This window comes from Mesorhizobium sp. M7A.F.Ca.US.002.01.1.1, from assembly GCF_004022955.1.
GTDB lineage: Bacteria > Pseudomonadota > Alphaproteobacteria > Rhizobiales > Rhizobiaceae > Mesorhizobium > Mesorhizobium ciceri.
The window spans coordinates 1-3854 of record NZ_RZQE01000523.1; the positions used below are offsets into that span (position 1 = coordinate 1).

Sequence of the window (3854 nt, forward strand, 5' to 3'; positions counted from 1 at the left end):
GCGCATGATGGGGCTGGCGTCGCTGGCGCAGCAGAACGCGGTTTCCGGACAGCACGACATCTTCGGCGCCTCGCTCGGCGCCCAGTCGCAGGCACTCAATCTGCCGGCGACAGAGCCGTGGCTCGCCGCCGACCGGCTGCACCGTGAATTCCAGGTGGTCGGCTTTTACCTCTCGGCCCACCCGCTCGACGAGTACAAGGCGGCCCTGCAGAAGATGCGGGTGCAAACGTGGGCCGAGTTCTCGGCGGCCGTCAAACGCGGTGCCGCCGCCGGCCGCCTGGCCGGCACGGTGACATCCAAGCAGGAACGCAAGACGCGCACCGGCAACAAGATGGGCGTCATCGCCTTTTCGGATACGTCAGGCCAGTACGAAGCCGTGCTGTTTTCGGAAGGACTGGCACAGTATCGCGACCTGCTCGAGGCCGGCCGCTCCGTCGTCATCACCGTTGCGGCCGAGGACAGGCCGGAAGGCGTCAATCTGCGCATCAACTCGGTGCAGTCGCTGGAGGATGAGGCAAGTCGCATCCAGAAGGCGCTGCGTATCTTCGTGCGCAACGCCACGCCGATCAACACGCTGGCCGGCCAACTGACCGTCAGGGGCGAAGGCCAGGTCAGTTTCGTGCTGATCAAGGAAGAAGGCGAGGGGGAAATCGAGATAGAGCTGCCGAACCGCTACCGTATCTCGCCGCAGATCGCCTCGGCGATGCGCGCGGTGCCGGGCGTGGTCGAAGTGGAATTGGTGTGACCCCCGCTCTTTTCGGGGCGCGGCAATCAGCCGGGCGGTCGCTGCGGCCAACGCCGGCGCAGTCAGCATGAAGCCGGCGCAGAGGAATGGGTCGCAGGCGGTTTCGGTCTTGGCGCGGCTGCGTGACCGGTTGCGCAGGCTTTATCATGGGCGCACGCCGGCCGCTTTCCGGTTCCAACTGGTGGCCGTCGTCATCGACCTCGCCATCATCGCCTTCTTCATCGCGACGCCGGTTCTCCAGGACAAGCCGTCATTCCTCTGGCTCGACTATTCGGCGGCCGCGCTGGTTGCCGCGGACCTCGCTGCCCGCCTGCTTGCCTCCAAGAACATGCTGCGGCTGATGAAGCAGCCGACGTCGTGGGTCGATGTCTTCATCCTCTTGACGCTGCTGATGCCAACGGCGTTCGCCAATCTCGCCTTCCTGCGCATCCTGCGGCTGTGGTCGCTGTCACGCAGCGGTTCGCTCTGGCGGCATTTCGAGATGCGAGGACTGCGGCCGTGGCGAGAGGCCAGCCACGCGGTCATCAACCTTTTGACCTTCCTGTTCGTCATCACCGGCTTCGTCTACACGTTCTTCTTTCGCACTGGCGCTGGCCTGGAAAACTATATCGACGCGCTTTATTTCACTGTCGCCACGGTGACGACGACCGGCTTCGGCGACATCGTGCTGCCGGGCATGGCCGGCAAGCTGACGGCAATCGTCACCATGATCATCGGCATATCGCTGTTTGTCAGACTGGCTCAGGCGATCTTCCGGCCAGCCAAGGTGTTGTTTCCCTGTCCGCAGTGCGGCTTGCGGCGGCACGAGCCGGACGCCGTCCATTGCAAGGCCTGCGGCCATCTTCTCAACATACCCGACGAAGGGAACTGACGGCCGGCGGGACTACGACGCCGCCACTTCGGCCGGCTTTATCTGCCTGCGCTGCAGATTGAGCAGATTGCCCATCAGGATCAGCAGCGCGCCGCCGGCGGTGAAGGCGTCGATCTGCTCGCTATAGAGCAGCCAGCCGATCAGTGCCGATAGCGGCACGCGTAGAAAATCCATCGGCGAGACGATGGTCGCGTCGGCATAGCCAAGCGCGCGGGCCATGCAGAAATGCGACGACATGCCGGTGAAGGCGATCAGCACGATCCATGGCCATAGCTCCAGTGGCGGGTTGCGCCACGTATAGAGCGCCGGGATGAGACCGACCACCGACTGGACAATCAGCATCCAGCAGATGATGCGTACGACGCTGTCCGTCCGGGTCAGCGACTTGACGGTGACCACCGAGATGCCGAAGCAGGCCGCGGCGCCCAGCACGACGAGATGTCCAGGATCGACCGAGCCGACACCGGGGCGCACGATGATCACCACGCCGATCAGCCCCAGCGCGATCGCTGCCAACTTGGGCCGGTTCAGCCTTTCGCCCAGAAAGATCACCGCCAGGATAGCTGTCCAGATCGGAGTGGTGAATTCGATCGAGATCAACACGGCCAGCGGAATCAAGGTGAGGGCGTAGAGCCATGCCGCCTGGCCCGTGTAATGGATGACGTTGCGGGCGATATGGGCAACCGGGCGCTGCGTGCGCATGGCTTGAAAGCCGCCACTCATCATCACCAGCGGCAGCAGGATGAAGAAGCCGATCACGGAGCGCAACTCCAGCACTTGGAAGACGTTGAGCTCCGCTGTCGTGGCCCGGCCGGCGACCGTCATGCCAAGGAACGAGGCGATAGACAGCGCCATCCAGAACGCGGCCTTGGGGATCGAGGGGGTGGGTGCCATTCGCGCTATGTCGCAGGCCAGCACCTCTGCCGCAACCGCTAGCCAAGGCATTCTTCTGGGCCAGTCGCGACTGGCCCGATGTTGTAAAACAGTCATGTGGCGGACGGAACCTGAAACGGTAGGTGGCGTTGAGTCCCGATGGTCAGCCGTGCTCGTGGACCGCCCCGCCTTTTTTCGAAAACGACAAGGAGAGCTTCGATGAGATCCTTCGCGCAATTCGCGCTTACCGGCGGTCTATTGGTTGCGGCAGGCGCAGCACATGCCGACGAGACCCAATTTCTTCAGTCGTTCAAGGGCAATTTCGCCGGCAAGGGCACTGTCCAGGTAACCACGGATGCTCCGAACGTCACCGTATCGTGCAGCTTCAAGTCGAATGCGACCTCAACCTCGCTATCGCTGGATGGAAATTGCCGCGGTCTCATTGTGGTGTCGCGGGCCATCAGCGCCAATCTGAAAGTTACAGGTGCCAAATACAGCGGCACCTATGTTGGCTCTCGCACGGGACCGGCGCAACTCAACGGCCGCCGTTCGGGCAATGCGATCAACCTGGGCATTCGCTGGGCCAAGGAGGTCAATGGCGACCGAAGGGCGCAGATGAAGGTCGAGAAACGCGGCGAGAACGGCATGCGGCTGACCGTCATCGACACCGACCCGAAAACCGGCAAGAGCGTGGTGACGAGCAGGATAGACTTGCAGCGCACCTAGTCCTCGAGCGGCTCCGGAGGATGGGCATCGCGGCCCTTGCCGAATGTGTAGCCGGTTTCCACCGCCTTGCGGCCGAACTTGTCGCGCAAGGCATCGATGGCGCCTTCAGCCATGGCGCGCTTGCGCGACTGGATGTCGACCAGATCGGGCGGGTCGGCCTTGTCGTCGTCCGAGAGGTCGCTGACGCCGATGCCGAGCAGCCGATACTTCGTGCCGTCGGTTTCCTTGCGCAGAAGCTCCACCCCAGTCTGAAAGATGCGGTCGGCGAGCCGGGTCGGGTCGCCGAGCTGGCGATTGCGCGTGCGCAGCTTGAAATCCTGGCTCTTCAGTTTCAGCACCACGGTGCGCCCGGCAATGCCTGACTTTTTCAGCCGTGCCGAAACCTTTTCCGAAAGCCCCCTCAGCACCGCCACCAGCTCTTCCAGCGACGCGATGTCGGTATCGAAGGTGGTTTCGGCCGATACGCTCTTGGCATCCTGATCGGGATCGACGCGGCGGACATCCTCGCCGCGCGAAAGGTGGTAGAGCCGGTCGCCCATCGTGCCGTAGCGGCGCATGAGATCGCCGCGATCCATCTGCTGCAGCTGGCCGATGGTGCGGATGCCGTCCCGCTCCAGCGTTGCGTTGAACGCCTTGCCG

General features: G+C 63.4%; 4 protein-coding genes and 1 pseudogene. 3 read left to right on the forward strand and 2 right to left on the reverse strand.

What is annotated here, in order from left to right; translation table 11 throughout:
* Nucleotides 1–745: OB-fold nucleic acid binding domain-containing protein (locus tag EN932_RS31055; protein ID WP_245483355.1), on the forward strand; the 745-nt coding region annotated here is incomplete at its 5' end.
* A 67-nt stretch (nucleotides 746–812) separates the two neighbouring features.
* Nucleotides 813–1616, forward strand: coding sequence for a potassium channel family protein (locus tag EN932_RS31060; protein WP_027161463.1), 804 nt, complete (start codon nucleotides 813–815; stop codon nucleotides 1614–1616).
* A gap of 12 nt (nucleotides 1617–1628) precedes the next feature.
* Here the strand turns inward: EN932_RS31060 and EN932_RS31065 are convergent, their stop codons facing one another.
* Nucleotides 1629–2510: a DMT family transporter gene (locus EN932_RS31065; protein WP_013531939.1), complete on the reverse strand. Its 882-nt coding sequence runs from the start codon at nucleotides 2508–2510 to the stop codon at nucleotides 1629–1631.
* Nucleotides 2511–2708: 198 nt separating this feature from the next.
* Between EN932_RS31065 and EN932_RS31070 the strand changes: the two genes are divergently transcribed.
* On the forward strand, nucleotides 2709–3215 hold the full coding sequence (locus tag EN932_RS31070) for a hypothetical protein (protein ID WP_127369529.1): 507 nt from the start codon (nucleotides 2709–2711) through the stop codon (nucleotides 3213–3215).
* Here the strand turns inward: EN932_RS31070 and EN932_RS31075 are convergent.
* A pseudogene (locus EN932_RS31075) lies at nucleotides 3212–3854 on the reverse strand (DNA polymerase IV); the annotation flags it as partial. The gene EN932_RS31070 and the pseudogene EN932_RS31075 sit on opposite strands and share 4 nt — an antisense overlap.